The following is a 14,122-nucleotide window of genomic DNA, read 5'->3' on the forward strand; positions in this document are numbered from 1 at the left end:
CGTGATCGGTGGGAACTAATTGCTCGAACTTCTGCAAACGGTCTGCCGCTGGCTTACGCGAGAGAGGTGTGCAGGCGCTTAGGCAACTGAGCATAAGCGCCCGCATGAAAAAAGCCCGCGACGGGAATGTCGCGGGCTTAAAACTACTTACTAGGTCAAAGCTTAGTTAGGAATGTCGCCGGTGATGCCTTCAACGTAGAAGTTCATGCCAGCCAGCGTCCCGTCATCGGCAGTCTCGCCGTCGGCCAACCAGTCAGAGCCGTCTTGCTTTTTCAGCGGGCCGGTGAACGCGTGGTAGGATCCGTCAGCAAGGCTGTCTTTCAGCGCCAGTGCTTCGGCTTTGATGTCTGCTGGAACCGCGTCGGAGATTTCGCCGATGCCAACCATACCAGCACCAATGCCGTCCCATGTGTCTTTGCTTTCCCATGTGCCATCCATCACGGCTTTAACGCGCGCAATGTAGTAGGGCGCCCAGTCGTCAATGATCGAAGACACGCGTGGCATAGGCGCGTATTCGGACATGTCAGACGCCTGACCGAAGGTGATGACATTCCCGGCTTTTTGTGCCGCAGCTTGGGGTGCAGTGGAGTCCGTGTGCTGCAAAATAACGTCTGCGCCTTGCTCGATTAGCGCTGTTGCCGCGTCGGCCTCTTTTGCCGGATCAAACCACGTGTAGGCCCAGACAACCGAGAACTCGACGTCAGGGTTCACCTTTTTGGCGTGGATGTAGGCGGAGTTAATGCCGCGGATAACTTCCGGGATCGGGAAGGACGCGATGTAGCCAATCTTGTTGGTCTTGGTCATCTTGCCTGCGATGTGGCCTTGCACTGCACGGCCTTCGTAAAAGCGTGCGGAGTAGGTGGACACGTTGTCAGCACGCTTATAACCGGTGGCGTGCTCGAACTTCACGTTCGGGAATTTGGCTGCAACCGCGTTGGTCGGGTCCATATAGCCGAAAGAGGTGGTGAAAATCAGGTCTGCGCCAGACAGCGCCATTTGGGTGATCACACGTTCTGCATCCGCACCTTCTGGGACGCTCTCTTGGAAGATCGTTTCAACCTTGTCGCCGAACTCGGCTTCAACGGCCAAGCGGCCTTTGTTGTGCTCGTAGGTCCAGCCTCCGTCACCAACGGGGCCGACATAGATGAAGCCGACCTTGGTCTTGTCTTGCGCGTAGGCCGCGCCGGTCAGTGCGAGGGCAGCGACAGCCCCAGCTAGGATAGTTCTGCGTTTCATGAGTGGTATCTCCCCAGGTTTAAAACAGTTAGTGGCCTCAGTGAGAGGCGTGGAATGCGCGGCCTAGGCAGGCAGGCGCGGCAAGTGATGCGCGGGTTTTGCCACCCTTGCGGGGGGCCGACATAATGACCAGCACGGCGATGGTTATCAGATACGGCGACATGGACAAGTATTCCACCGGAATTGCGAGCCCTGCGGCTTGCAAGTTCAGCTGCAAAACAGTGACCCCGCCAAAAAGATAGGCGCCCAGCAAAACGCGTAGTGGCCGCCAAGAGGCAAACACAACAATCGCCAAGGCAATCCAGCCCGCCCCTGCAGTCATCCCTTCGGTCCATTGTGGCACACGGATGAGGCTAAGGTAGGCTCCGCCAAGACCCGCGCAAGCGCCGCCAAACATGATCGCCATCAGGCGAACTTTGACGACCTTGTAGCCGAGCGCGTGAGCAGCATCGTGGTTTTCGCCTACCGCGCGCAGGATCAATCCGGCGCGGGTGAACTTCAACACAGCCCAAGTCCCGACACACAGCGCCAGGGTAAGGTAGACCATCAGGTCATGGTTGAACAATACGGGGCCGATAAAGGGAATGTCGGCCAGTGGGCCAAGGTTGAGCTTGTTCACGGCGGGGGGGCGGATGCCTACATATCCTTGCCCCATGAGCGACGACAGCCCTAATCCGAACAATGTCAGGGCAAGGCCGGTGGCAACTTGGTTGGACAACAGAAACTGGGTGAGGACGCCGAAGATCAGCGATAGAATTGCCCCACCAACGGCGGCAGCGACGAAGCCCAGCACGGGCGATCCTGTCTCCACAGCGATGGCGAAGCCGCATATGGCGCCAGTGATCATCATGCCCTCGACCCCGAGGTTCAGAACGCCGGATTTTTCGACCACCAACTCGCCAAGTGCAGCGAGCAGGATGGGGGTCGCTGCAACCATCAGGGATGCCAGAAGGAGGGTGGGGGAGATTGCGCCTAGGTCCATCTACACAACCCCCCTTTTGCCAATTCTGATCCGGTAGTTCGTCAGCACGTCCACGGCCAACAAGAAGAACAACAACATGCCTTGGAAGGCTTGGATTGCGGCTGTCGGTACACCCAGCATGAAGCTCGCCAATTCGCCGCCGATATAGGTCAGCGCCATCAGCAGCCCCGCCAACAGAATGCCGAACGGGTTCAGGCGGCCAAGGAACGCCACGATGATGGCTGTGAAGCCGTAGCCGACGTTGAAATCGATGCTGATCTGACCCGCAGGGCCGGAGACCTCGAACAGTCCCGCCAGACCCGCCAAAGCGCCAGATGTGCCAAGGCAGAACAGGACCAGCCGCGCAGGCTCCACACCGCCAAAGCGAGCGGCCTTGGGCGCTTGGCCCGCCAGCCGGATGTGGAAGCCCATCATGTGTTTGGAGAACAGGACATAGGCGAAAATGACCGCCACGATGGCGGCGACAACGCCCCAGTGCAAGCCAGTGTTCGGCAAGAGCTCCGCGTTGAACGCAGATGGGTAGTCTTTAAGGTTGCGCGATCCTGGAAAGCCGTTGCCCTCAGGATTGCGCAGTGCCCCAAGAGCCATCGAAGCAAGAATGAACTCCGCCACATAGACCAGCAGCAGGGAAACCAGAATTTCGTTGGTGTGAAACTTGACCTTCAACAGCCCAGGGATCATCGCCCAAAGGAACCCGCCCAAGGCACCCGCTATGACCATCAAAGGGAAAATGAAGAAACTCTCGGTCGGGTAGAATGCCAGCCCGACTGCCGCGCCGCAGATGGCGCCCATGATGTACTGGCCCTCGGCTCCGATATTCCAGACGCCGGCGCGAAACCCCATGGCGAGACCTGTTGCAATCAGGATCAGCGGTGCTGCCTTAACCAAAAGCTGTGGGCGCGAGAAGGCCGCAAATTGCTCGTTAAACAACGGATCCCAGAAGATTGTGCGAATGGCTTCGAAGGGATCTTTCCCGAGGATCGCAAACATGATGCCGCCTGCGATCATTGTCGCTATGACAGCCAAAACGGGAGTGATCGCAGTCCAAAGACGGGAAGGCTGGGGGCGTTTTTCTAGTGTAATCATGGGTGCCCCATCTGCGCAGGTTCTAGATCGTGGGCACCGCCCATCATGAGCCCGATCTGATCAACGGTTAGGCCGGCCGCGTTTACGGGTGCGCTCAATCGGCCTTCGTTCAGCGCGGCAAAGCGGTCAGAGATTTCCATCAACTCATCAAGGTCTTGGCTAATGACCACAATTGCGGCGCCCTCCGCCGCGAGATCAAGCAAGGCTTGCCGGATCGACGCTGCTGCTGACGCATCTACACCCCATGTGGGTTGGTTGACGACCAGAACCGATGGGCGCTGCAAAATCTCGCGGCCGATCACAAATTTCTGCAGGTTCCCACCCGACAGCGCGCGGGCTGCCGTGGCGGCGGATGGTGTGCGGACGTCAAATTCCTGAATGATCCGCTTGGCAAAGTCGCGCGTTTTGCGCCAGTCGATCATCCCGTTCCGCTCCAACCCTTCGCGGGCAGAGCCGGACAACAGCGCGTTTTCTGTCAGTGACATATCGGGTGCTGCTGCGTGGCCCAGACGCTCTTCTGGGGCAGAAAGCAGGCCCAAGGCGCGGCGCGGATTGGGGCTTTGATCGCCAATTGCGCGTCCTCCGAGCCGGACCTTGTCAGCGGGGACGAGGATTTCACCGGCAATTACAGCGCAAAGCTCTTCCTGACCATTGCCCGCGACGCCGCCGATCCCGAGGATTTCGCCTTTTTGCACAGAGAGGTTGATGCTTTTCAGGGAGGTGCCGAACGCAGTGCGAGCAGGGACATCGAGCGCTTCGATTTCAAGCGCTACGTCTTGGGGCACCCGCGGGGCCTTCTGCGGCACATGCAGCACCTCGCCCACCATCATCTCTGCCATTGCCCGTGCAGTTTCCTGACGCGGGTTACACGTGGCCACTTTCTTACCGAGCCTCAGCACGGTCGCGTGGTCACATAGGGCGCGGATTTCTTCGAGCTTATGAGAGATGTAGAGAATGGAACACCCTTCGCCGCGCAGTTTCTCCAGCGTTTGAAACAAGATCGCGACCTCTTGCGGTGTCAGCACCGAGGTTGGCTCATCCATAATCAGCAGTTTGGGGTTTTGCAGAAGGCAGCGGATGATCTCCACCCGTTGGCGCTCTCCTGCGGACAGGTCACCCACCAACTGGTCAGGGTCTAAAGGCAGGCCATAATTTTCGGAGACTTCGCGAATACGGGCCGCGAGGTCGCGCATCTTCGGCGGATTCTCCATGCCAAGCGCGATGTTTTCTGCAACGTCCAACGCTTCGAAAAGGGAAAAGTGCTGGAACACCATCGCTACGCCAGCGGCGCGCGCCGCTCGTGGCTCAAGCGGCGCGTATGGCAGCCCCTTAAACGTCATAGTGCCCGCATCAGGTTTAACGAGGCCATAGATCATCTTTACCAGCGTGGACTTGCCTGCGCCATTCTCGCCCAGCAGCGCGTGGACTTCGCCGGGCCGGATCGAAAAGGAAACGTGATCATTGGCGACAACGCCGGGATAGGCCTTGGTCAGGCCTGAAATTGTCAGCAGGTCTTCACCAGCTGTGCTGAGTCGCTCTTCAATCAAACTGCGACATCCTTCCCCAACAACCCCGATTGGGCCCCCGTTTGCAGCGTCATGAGTAGCTCAGATGCGACGCCCACTGCAATGGCTTGAGGATGTTTCCCAAGGGCAGGTTGCCCGATCGGGCAGCGAATGCGTGAAATTTGTGCGTCAGTATGGCCAAGAGCATTGAGCCTGCTTCGAAAACGCGCCCATTTCGTTGCCGAGCCGATAAGTCCCGCACTTTGAAACCCATTGGTCAACAAGCGGTGGCAAAGTTCCAGATCGATGGCATGTGAGTAGGTCAAGATCAGGTGGTGTGCATCTGTCGGAGCCAGCTTTGCAGCGTCAGGGATGTTCATCGCAGCCAGTTCGTCAATCCGGGGCGCTGCTTCGGTGTGCTTAGGGAAACGCTCCGCACCACTATCAACCCAAGTGATGTCGAAGGCATCTGTCGGGGCAAGGGTGGTAACAATCGCGCGGCCCACATGGCCCGCCCCCCAAACCCAAAGAGGGGCGCGCTGGCCCTTCAGGGACTCGCACAGCCAGCCATTGTCGAACACCAAGCCGCTCTCGGACCCGTTCCGCATACGCGCAACGGCGCGATCGATTGACAATGGTTGCTCTGCGCGCCCTTCAATTCGGCGAATATAAAAATTTCTGGCGTCTGGCGCTGCTTCGAAGACTTCCGTCACCAGCGTAACGGCTCCGCCACAACACTGCCCAAGGGCCGGACCCAAAGGAATTCGCGAGACAATCGGGCCGTTAAGTTTCAACGCCCTGCGGGCCGCTTCCAACTCAAGTGCGCCGCCGCCGATAGTGCCGGATTGCCCGCCGTCCCATACCAGCATTGAGGCGCCGCTTTCTCGTGGGCTTGACCCGCTATGGGCGACTATGACCACGCGGGCGACGCGGCCATGATGGGTCAGGGCTTCGCGCAATGTGTCTATATCGAAGCTCACGCCCGTAACTTCTGGCATGCCATCAAGACACGCTCTGCCGTGGCGGGGGCGTCAAGGTCTGGGTAGTTTTCGCCACAGCTTGAAATCGCATCTGACAGGGCAAGCCAGGCGGATATCCCATGCATGAACGGCGGCTCGCCGACGGCTTTCGATTTGAAAACGGTCTCCGCGCGGTTCACACCATCCCAAAGTGAAACATTGAAAACCTCTGGGCGGTCAGAGGCGACTGGGATCTTATAAGTAGCCGGTGCATGGGTCGTCAGGCGGCCTTTTTCGTCCCAGACCAGTTCTTCGGTTGTCAGCCAACCTGCGCCTTGAACGTAAGCGCCTTCGATCTGGCCAAGATCGAGTGCCGGGTTTAGCGATTTGCCACAATCATGCAGGATATCGGCGCGAAGGATGCGGTTTTCGCCCGTGAGCGTGTCGATGACGACTTCCGTCACAGCCGCTCCATAGGCAAAGTAGAAAAACGGTCGTCCATGACCTTTGATCCGGTCCCATTGGACATCTGGCGTGGCGTAGAATCCGGTGGCTGACAGCGAAACACGGTTCTGGTAGGCCAAAGATGCTGCTTCGGCAAAGCTCAGCGACTTGCCGTCGAAATGCACATTACCGCCTGCAAACGTCACATCGCCTTTCGACAGGCTCGAACCGATGCGCAACTTGATCTCTTCGCAGGCATTCAGCACTGCCATTCCGTTCAGGTCTGATCCTGAAGAGGCTGCCGTGGCGGACGTATTCGGGACTTTCCCTGTGTCTGTAGCGGTGATTTTCACGCTGCTCAAAGGCACACCGAAACTCTCGGCCGCAACTTGAGCCACCTTGGTAAATAGCCCTTGACCCATTTCTGTGCCGCCGTGGTTCAGGTGGACGGAGCCGTCTTGATAGACATGCACCAACGCACCCGCCTGATTAAGATGTGTCAGCGTGAATGAGATGCCGAATTTCACCGGCGTTAGAGCGATACCGCGCTTCAGCACGGGGTTTTTGTCGTTCCAAGCTGCAACCGCTGTCCGTCGGGCCTGATAGTCGGACGATACCTCCAGCGCGTCGACCATTTCACGGATGATGGAATCTGTGACCTCCATCCCGTAGGGCGTGGTTTGCGCACCTTTGTCCGACATCGAGGCGTAGAAGTTTTCACGCCGGACCTGCAAAGGATCAATGCCAAGCTGATGGGCGATGTGGTCCATCACGCGCTCTATCCCGACAATACCTTGCGGGCCGCCAAAACCGCGAAACGCTGTGTTGCTTTGTGTGTTGGTCTTCAGCCGGTGGGACGTGATCCGCGCGTGATCAAGATTGTACGCGTTGTCGGCATGAAGCATTGCACGATCAGCTACGGGCAATGACAAGTCCTGCGCCCAGCCGCAACGCGCGTATTGGGTGAAGTCAACCGCAGTTATACGCCCGCGCGCATCAAAGCCCACGTCATAGTCTATGCGGAACTCATGACGCTTGCCGGTGATGATCATGTCATCGTCACGGTCATAGCGCATTTTAACAGGGTGCCCGTGCTTGTGTGCTACGACGGCACAGGCCACGCAGAGCGCGTTGCCTTGACTTTCCTTCCCGCCAAACCCGCCGCCCATCCTGCGGACTTCCACGCGCACGGCGTTCATCGGGCGGCCAAGGGCTTCGGCCACCTTGTGTTGAATCTCCGTCGGGTGTTGGGATGACGCGTGAACCACCATGTCACCGCCTTCTTGCGGGACGGCGAGGGCTGCGTGGCCTTCGAGATAGAAATGTTCTTGGCCGCCAATCTCGAAGCTGCCGCTTAAACGGTTGGTTGCTGCTTGCAACTGAGCATCTGCGTCGCCTTTGGTATAGATGCGCGGGCCGTCTTCGAAATGCGAATTCGCGGCATGAGCCTCTTCAATCGTCAGCAGTGGCGTCTGCTCATCATACTCAATTTTCGCCATCCGCGCCGCCTTGCGCGCCGCAAGATGGGACGCTGCGACGACAATGAAAATCGGCTGTCCGAGGTAGTGAATCTCGCCAGTCGCCAATAAGGGCTCGTCGTGGTTCGAAGGGCTGACGTCATTGTCGTGTGGCAAATCCCGAGCTTCCAAAACGTCGATGACGCCGTCAGCTGATCGCACAGGACCAAGATCGATGTCCGTGATCCGGCCCTTCGCGATAGTGCTGAGCCCAAAGGCCAAGTGCAACGTGCCACGCGGCGTCGGGATGTCGTCGGTATAGCGCGCGGCGCCAGTCACATGGAGCGGGCCCGCGTCATGGGCAGTGGTCGTACCGACACTCATGGTCGTACCTCCAGAACAGAGGCGGGGATACCGAGGCTTTCAACGTAAACGCGACGCAGCATATTCTTCGCGGTTTGCATCCGGTAATCAGCAGAGGCGCGCATATCGCTCATCGGTGCATAGTCCTTGGCAAAGCCGTCGAGTGCGGCCTCCATGTTGTCTTCGCTCCATGCTTTACCGATCAAAGCATCTTCCACATGGGTGGCGCGTTTCGGGATGCCTGCCATCCCGCCAAATGCGATCCGCGCGCGCGCTACAGAGCCGCCTGCGACCACGATGTTGAAGCAACCGCACACCGCGGAGATGTCTTGGTCGAAGCGTTTTGAAAGCTTGTAGCACTTCACCGTGTCACGCTGTTTGGGGATCGTGACAAACTCGATAAACTCGCCTGCTTGGCGATCCTGCTTGCCGTACTCAATAAAGAAATCCTCGAGAGCCATGTCGCGTCGCAAATCGCCCTTGCGCAAATGCAATCTGGCACCAAGCGCAATCAACGCGGGCGGGCTGTCCCCAATGGGCGAGCCGTTGGCAATGTTGCCTCCGATGGTCGCGGCGTTGCGCACTTGAGTGGAGCCATAGCGGCGGAGCATTTCGGCGAACGAGGGATAGAGCGGTTTAACTGCTTCCAACACTTGGGTGATCGTGCAGGCCGCCCCGATCCGAAGGCCGTCCTCTGTTTCTTCGATCTGTTGTAGGTCTGCGCAACGGCCCGTAAAGGCGACCTTGTCCAAATTCTGCAAACGCTTGGTGACCCAAAGTCCGACATCTGTAGCCCCGCCGATCAAAGTGGCGTCCGGGTTGTCCTGATACCACGCTGCGAGCTCGTCTGAAGTTTTCGGCATAGGGAAGGGAGGTTCAGCGTCGATGGCGCTCTCGTCCATCCAGTCTGGCACTGGCTCAGACGAGGCAGCCTCGGCCGCGCGGATAATCGGGGCATAGCCCGTGCAGCGGCACAAGTTCCCGGCCAATTGATCTTCATGGTCTGTTGCGCCATTAGAATGGGCCGCCGCCATGGTGGTGATGAAGCCGGGTGTGCAGAAACCGCATTGTGAACCGTGAAGGTCCACCATCGCGCGCTGCACGGGGTGAAGATCGCCGTTCGGCCCGGCCACGCCTTCGACCGTACGCACCGCACGGCCGGACAACTGCGGCATGAAGAGAATGCACGCGTTCATGGCCCTTGCCACGCCGTCGTCGCCGGTGACGATGACAGAACAGGCGCCACAATCGCCTTCGTTGCACCCTTCTTTGGTTCCGGTCAGCCCGCGACGCTCGCGCAGGAAATCGAGTAAAGTCTCGGTCGGGCCGACATCGGCCTCCACGGTCTCTCCGTTCAGAAGAAACGTTAGCATATGGAATTTATCCCGCCGCCTTACTGTTGGGTGTCCCGACTTGCATGTCTTCGATGCGGCGTAGAAGGCACGCGGGAAAATCTTTTGCCTAGAAGAGCGCAGGATTCACAGTTTGGCAAGCGTTTCAGTTTTTGGGGGCCAGCGCTTGCGCTTCCCAAGCTTGCCGTTGCCACTCCAACCAGCCTTGCAAAGGGATAAGGGCGTTGGGTTCCATCCAGCAAATGCGTTGGCGGCCTTCTTTGCGTGTGGCGATGATGCCACCGGCTTCCATCACTTTGATATGTTGCAAGAAAGACGGGAGCGCCATGTCATGCGGTTCCGCCAATTCTTTGACCGCGGCGGGGCCATGGGCCAAGCGTTCAATAATGGAGCGGCGAGTGCGGTCGCCAAGGGCTGCAAAAAGTGTGTCCAGCGAATGGTTAGCCATTCACCTAACTTACATTGGTAGGAGGTTCCCGCAAGCAGAATCCATTTGTTCGGCAAACGGATTCTGCCGCGTTTCGGAGTTAGAACGGCAAAAATCCGTCAGACAGGTCGTATGGCTTTACGGCCATTACAGGTTGGTCGCCTTCATATGAGAACACAAAGATATGCGCCTGATCATTGGCTAGCGTAATGCGGCAAAACACAACGTCAGTGTCGAATTCGGCGGGGCAACCCTCAAGGTCGGCATGCTCGACTGATGCCTCGAAGGTTTCATAGGTGAACGCGCCATTTGGCAGATAGCTCGTGGCACTCGAGTGGGTTGCGTCCTCTGCGCCGGAGGCGAGGGCAGAAGTTGCCAGCAAAGCAGGAAGTAAGCTGAGAAGTGTTGTTCGTGTCATTAATTCCGAGTCCTTTTGTCAGATATATATATTTCCTATAAAAAGAGTCGGGTATAAGCAAGGGTGAACTTTTGTAAGCTGCGGGGCACAGCTTTTCGGGGTTTTCGACAGAACGGGCGACGCCTAGTGTACTTGCATGAGCAGCTCCCCACGATTCATCCATCTTCGCACCCATTCCGAGTATTCACTGCTGGAAGGGGCATTGCGGTTGAAGAAGCTGCCAGACCTATGCGCCTCGGTCGGTATGCCAGCGGTCGCTCTGACGGACACGAACAATATGTTCGCGGCGCTAGAGTTCTCCGAATACGCGTCCGGTGCGGGCATCCAGCCCATCATCGGCTGTCAGGTCGATCTGTCTTACGACCAAGCTGCCCAAGGCGAACGCCCACGCGATCCAGCGCCGATTGTTCTGCTGGCCCAGACCGAGCGTGGGTATGAGAACCTGATGAAGCTCAACTCTTGCCTCTACATTGATGCGGGGGGGGCATTGCCGCAGGTGTCGGTCGAGCAGTTGGATCTCCACAATGAAGGCCTGATCTGCCTGACCGGCGGGCCGGACGGCCCGATCGGGCGGTTTTTGCGGGCGGGACAAGCCCCGAAGGCTGAAGCGTTGATGCGCGATCTGGCGCGGATTTATCCTGATCGGCTTTATGTGGAATTGCAGCGCCACCCCGTCGATGGTGGCCTTATCGAAGCGGAGCAAAAATCCGAACGAGGCCATATCGAGATGGCCTACGCGATGGGCCTGCCTCTTGTTGCCACCAATGACGCCTATTTCCCGAAGCCTGACATGTACGAAGCGCATGACGCGTTGATCTGTATTTCCGAAGGTGCATATGTGGACCAGCAGGAAGGCCGCCGGCGCCTGACGCCGCAGCACTATTTCAAGTCCCCGCAAGAGATGGCGACGCTGTTTGCCGACCTGCCGGAGGCGCTGGAAAACACCGTCGAGATAGCGCAGCGTTGCGCGTTTAAAGTTTACAAGCGCGACCCGATCCTGCCGAAGTTCGCTGATGACGAGGTGGTGGAACTGCGCCGACAGGCCCAAGAGGGGCTGAAGGCGCGGCTGGCGGTGATCCCACACGCGGCATCGGTCGAGGAATACGAGGCGCGGCTGGAATTCGAGCTGGGCATCATCGAAGGAATGGGCTTTCCGGGCTACTTCCTGATCGTTGCCGACTTTATCAAATGGGCCAAAGATCACGACATCCCCGTCGGACCCGGCCGGGGTTCCGGTGCAGGCTCGCTTGTGGCCTATGCGCTGACGGTCACAGACCTCGATCCCTTACGCTACTCTTTGCTGTTCGAGCGGTTCTTGAACCCCGAACGGGTATCCATGCCCGACTTCGATATCGACTTCTGTATGGATCGCCGCGAGGAGGTGATCCGCTACGTTCAGGAAAAATATGGCCGCGACAAGGTGGGACAGATCATTACCTTCGGTGCGCTTTTGTCGAAGGCCGCGGTGCGAGATGTCGGGCGCGTTTTGCAGATGCCTTACGGGCAGGTGGATCGCCTTTCGAAAATGATTCCCGTCGAAGGCGTGAAGCCAGTCTCCATCGAGAAGGCTTTGGCGGACGAGCCCAAGCTTCGTGAAGAAGCGAAGAACGAAGAGGTTGTTGCCCGCCTGCTGAATTACGGCCAGCAAGTTGAAGGTTTGCTGCGGAACGCCTCGACCCACGCCGCTGGCGTGGTGATTGGCGATCGCCCGTTGGACCAGTTGGTCCCGCTTTACCAAGATCCACGCTCCGACATGCCCGCAACTCAGTTCAATATGAAGTGGGTGGAGCAGGCCGGTCTTGTGAAGTTCGACTTTCTGGGCCTCAAAACACTGACTGTCATTCAAAACGCAGTGGACTTGATCAAGGGAACTGGACGGCCTTTGCATATCGATGCGGAAGGCAACACATTGTTCGAACCGCCTGAAGGCGCAGAAAACGATATCGGGACAATCCCGCTGGACGATAAGAAGTCCTATGACCTCTACTCCGCCGCTAAAACGGTCGCTGTGTTTCAGGTGGAAAGCTCGGGCATGATGGATGCGCTGCGGCGCATGAAGCCGACCTGCATCGAAGACATCGTGGCGCTTGTGGCCCTGTATCGTCCCGGCCCGATGGAAAACATTCCGACCTATTGCGAGGTGAAGAATGGCACCAAAGAACTGGAATCGGTTCACCCCTCGATTGACCATATTCTAGCCGAGACCCAAGGCATCATCGTTTATCAAGAACAGGTTATGCAGATCGCGCAGGTCATGGCAGGCTACTCGCTAGGCGGTGCTGACTTGCTGCGTCGTGCGATGGGTAAGAAAATCAAGGAAGCGATGGATGCGGAGCGGCCCAAATTCGAGAAAGGCGCCAAGGAGAACGGTGTTGACGCGAAGAAGGCCCGTGAGGTTTTCGACCTGTTGGAGAAATTCGCCAATTACGGCTTCAACAAGTCCCACGCCGCCGCTTATGCGGTGGTCAGCTATCAAACCGCATGGCTGAAGGCGAACCATCCGGTGGAGTTCATGGCAGGCGTCATGAATTGCGATTTGCACCTGACGGACAAGCTGGCCGTCTATTTCGACGAAATGACCAAGCGCATGGACATCGAGGTTATCCCGCCTTGCGTGAACCGTTCGGAGGCGACGTTTACCGTGCGAGACGGCAAAGCCGTATACGCTTTGGGCGCCTTAAAGAACGTGGGCGTCGAGGCGATGAAGCTGGTCACCGAAGGCCGCGACGCCACTCCTTTCGCCACGCTTTTCGACTTCGCTCGCCGCGTAGATTTGAAACGTGTCGGCAAGCGGCCATTGGAGATGCTGGCGCGGTCCGGCGCATTCGATCAACTTGACCCAAATCGCCACCGGGTCTTCGCGTCGCTAGATGGGCTGGTGAACTACTCAGCCGCCATTCATGAACAGCGCAACTCCAGCCAGGTTTCCCTGTTTGGCGAAGCTGGCGACGACTTGCCGGAGCCGCGCCTTTCGCCTGTCGATGATTGGATGCCAGCCGAGCGGTTGATGGAAGAGTTCAAGGCAATCGGGTTCTACCTGTCCGGCCACCCTCTTGATGACTACATGCTATCGCTAAAGCGCAAAGGCGTGATGACCCTTACCGAGATCGAGAACCGTGCTCAAGGCGGGCCGTTTGTGGCCCAACTGGCGGCAAATATTGCGGGGCGTCAGGACCGTAAGTCAGCGCGGGGCAACCGCTTTGCGTTCGTGCAAGGGTCTGATCCGTCGGGCCAGTTCGAGGTCACTGTGTTCTCTGACACGTTGGAAAAATCGGGCGAGCATATGGTAACAGGAGCTAATGTCGTGCTCACCGTCGAAGCGACTCTGGAAGCGGAGCAGTTGAAGCTTCTGTGCCGCGGGGCACAACCGGTGGATGGCGCTGTGGCTGATGCAGGATCGCTTGGATTGAAAATCTTCGTAGAAGACGACAGCGCGATTGCCGCGATTGCATCCGTTCTGGAACGCTCTGGCCAAGACCCGAAGATCCGCGCGCGGGGTCCGGTTTCACTGTGCTTGATGTCACCCGATTTGCCGGGCGAGGTCGAGGTCGCGCTGGGAGATCGGTTCGCTGTGAACCCGCAGGTCAAAGGGGCGATCAAATCCCTGAGCGGCGTAGTAATGGTGGAAGAGGTCTAGCCTACCAATGTGGTGGACGCTGGTCCGCCATAACAGCCGTGCCGCCGACGTCCAATTCCGCCTCGGCGGAGCGCTGCATCAGCATCTCGACGCGTCGGGTCAGGGTGGCAATCTCAGTTTCCTGACGCGCCACGATGTCGGACATGTCCTCGACCGTGCGGGTCAGGTGGGCGATCTTCTCTTCCAGCTGGGTCGTGTCAGTCATCATAGCCTCCGGTTTTCATGTCGCAGATATGGCGCTTTGCTTGCCCCCGCA

General features: G+C 58.1%; 11 protein-coding genes. 1 reads left to right on the forward strand and 10 read right to left on the reverse strand.

Annotation, left to right across the window (positions count from 1 at the left end):
- Positions 1–162: 162 nt before the first annotated feature.
- From BM352_RS07285 to BM352_RS07325, 9 genes are all read right to left on the reverse strand, one after another.
- Entirely contained in the window at positions 163–1,236 is a 1,074-nt protein-coding gene (locus tag BM352_RS07285; protein WP_090214407.1) for a BMP family ABC transporter substrate-binding protein, read from the reverse strand.
- 37 nt (positions 1,237–1,273) lie between these two features.
- Positions 1,274–2,218, reverse strand: coding sequence for an ABC transporter permease (locus BM352_RS07290; protein WP_090214410.1), 945 nt, complete (start codon positions 2,216–2,218; stop codon positions 1,274–1,276).
- Positions 2,219–3,304, reverse strand: coding sequence for an ABC transporter permease (locus tag BM352_RS07295; RefSeq protein WP_090214412.1), 1,086 nt, complete (start codon positions 3,302–3,304; stop codon positions 2,219–2,221).
- Positions 3,301–4,851, reverse strand: coding sequence for an ABC transporter ATP-binding protein (locus tag BM352_RS07300; protein ID WP_245780932.1), 1,551 nt, complete (start codon positions 4,849–4,851; stop codon positions 3,301–3,303). The genes BM352_RS07295 and BM352_RS07300 overlap by 4 nt, the downstream gene beginning before the upstream one ends.
- A complete protein-coding gene (xdhC, locus tag BM352_RS07305; protein WP_245780933.1) occupies positions 4,848–5,807 on the reverse strand; it encodes a xanthine dehydrogenase accessory protein XdhC in 960 nt (319 codons plus the stop codon). The genes BM352_RS07300 and xdhC overlap by 4 nt, the downstream gene beginning before the upstream one ends.
- The gene (gene xdhB / locus BM352_RS07310; protein ID WP_090214414.1) at positions 5,786–8,053 is read right to left on the reverse strand and encodes a xanthine dehydrogenase molybdopterin binding subunit; all 2,268 of its coding nucleotides are present in this window, start codon (positions 8,051–8,053) and stop codon (positions 5,786–5,788) included. The genes xdhC and xdhB overlap by 22 nt, the downstream gene beginning before the upstream one ends.
- Entirely contained in the window at positions 8,050–9,405 is a 1,356-nt protein-coding gene (locus BM352_RS07315) for a xanthine dehydrogenase small subunit (RefSeq protein ID WP_090214416.1), read from the reverse strand. The genes xdhB and BM352_RS07315 overlap by 4 nt, the downstream gene beginning before the upstream one ends.
- A gap of 124 nt (positions 9,406–9,529) precedes the next feature.
- Positions 9,530–9,832, reverse strand: a complete 303-nt coding sequence (locus BM352_RS07320) for an ArsR/SmtB family transcription factor (RefSeq protein WP_090214419.1) — start codon at positions 9,830–9,832, stop codon at positions 9,530–9,532.
- A gap of 79 nt (positions 9,833–9,911) precedes the next feature.
- Entirely contained in the window at positions 9,912–10,229 is a 318-nt protein-coding gene (locus BM352_RS07325; protein ID WP_090214423.1) for a hypothetical protein, read from the reverse strand.
- 136 nt (positions 10,230–10,365) lie between these two features.
- Between BM352_RS07325 and dnaE the strand changes: the two genes are divergently transcribed.
- A complete protein-coding gene (gene dnaE / locus BM352_RS07330) occupies positions 10,366–13,866 on the forward strand; it encodes a DNA polymerase III subunit alpha (protein ID WP_090214426.1) in 3,501 nt (1,166 codons plus the stop codon).
- 1 nt (position 13,867) lies between these two features.
- Here dnaE and BM352_RS07335 read toward each other — a convergent pair whose 3' ends face one another.
- On the reverse strand, positions 13,868–14,071 hold the full coding sequence (locus BM352_RS07335) for a SlyX family protein (RefSeq protein WP_090214435.1): 204 nt from the start codon (positions 14,069–14,071) through the stop codon (positions 13,868–13,870).
- Positions 14,072–14,122: the final 51 nt, after the last annotated feature.

The organism is Litoreibacter janthinus, from assembly GCF_900111945.1.
Lineage (GTDB): Bacteria > Pseudomonadota > Alphaproteobacteria > Rhodobacterales > Rhodobacteraceae > Litoreibacter > Litoreibacter janthinus.

What these genes read in the sequence shown, in the direction of transcription:
- BM352_RS07285 (WP_090214407.1), bottom strand. Translation starts at nt 1,236, where the DNA reads ATGAAACGCAGAACTATCCTAGCTGGGGCTGTCGCTGCCCTCGCACTG.
- BM352_RS07290 (WP_090214410.1), bottom strand. Translation starts at nt 2,218, where the DNA reads ATGGACCTAGGCGCAATCTCCCCCACCCTCCTTCTGGCATCCCTGATG.
- BM352_RS07295 (WP_090214412.1), bottom strand. Translation starts at nt 3,304, where the DNA reads ATGATTACACTAGAAAAACGCCCCCAGCCTTCCCGTCTTTGGACTGCG.
- xdhC (WP_245780933.1), bottom strand. Translation starts at nt 5,807, where the DNA reads ATGCCAGAAGTTACGGGCGTGAGCTTCGATATAGACACATTGCGCGAA.
- xdhB (WP_090214414.1), bottom strand. Translation starts at nt 8,053, where the DNA reads ATGAGTGTCGGTACGACCACTGCCCATGACGCGGGCCCGCTCCATGTG.
- BM352_RS07315 (WP_090214416.1), bottom strand. Translation starts at nt 9,405, where the DNA reads ATGCTAACGTTTCTTCTGAACGGAGAGACCGTGGAGGCCGATGTCGGC.
- BM352_RS07320 (WP_090214419.1), bottom strand. Translation starts at nt 9,832, where the DNA reads ATGGCTAACCATTCGCTGGACACACTTTTTGCAGCCCTTGGCGACCGC.
- BM352_RS07325 (WP_090214423.1), bottom strand. Translation starts at nt 10,229, where the DNA reads ATGACACGAACAACACTTCTCAGCTTACTTCCTGCTTTGCTGGCAACT.
- dnaE (WP_090214426.1), top strand. Translation starts at nt 10,366, where the DNA reads ATGAGCAGCTCCCCACGATTCATCCATCTTCGCACCCATTCCGAGTAT.
- BM352_RS07335 (WP_090214435.1), bottom strand. Translation starts at nt 14,071, where the DNA reads ATGACTGACACGACCCAGCTGGAAGAGAAGATCGCCCACCTGACCCGC.